Source organism: Pseudoalteromonas sp. SIMBA_162 (assembly GCF_046535955.1).
GTDB classification, from domain to species: domain Bacteria; phylum Pseudomonadota; class Gammaproteobacteria; order Enterobacterales; family Alteromonadaceae; genus Pseudoalteromonas; species Pseudoalteromonas marina.
In genome coordinates, this window is the sequence record NZ_JAWJBQ010000614.1 from 1 (window position 1) to 261 (window position 261).

At 71.3% G+C, this 261-nt stretch carries 1 protein-coding gene; it reads right to left on the reverse strand.

The genetic code is table 11. The annotated features are described in order from the left end of the window. Nucleotides 1-261 (reverse strand): TIM44-like domain-containing protein (locus tag R0J88_RS21135; protein WP_410901047.1); only part of this gene is annotated, 261 nt, incomplete at both ends.

Genomic DNA, 261 nt, shown 5'->3' on the forward strand with positions numbered 1-261 from the left:
CTTGATCTCGGCGAACATTTCGGGCGTCGTGAACTCGCGGATGTCGGCCATGTTGCCCTGGTCCCATGCCGCCTGCAGGCGCACGAAGTAGACCTTCGCGCTGCGCAGGAACGCTTCGGTGTCGAAGCCGGCCGGCACCTGCAGCGGCGCCGCGCCGAGCGCGCCTGCCGCGCCCGCGGCCGCCGCACCGCCGCCGAACACACTTTGCGCCTCGTTGGCATAGCTGCTGCCGCTGCCCGCGTAGTTGCCGCCGCTGCCCTG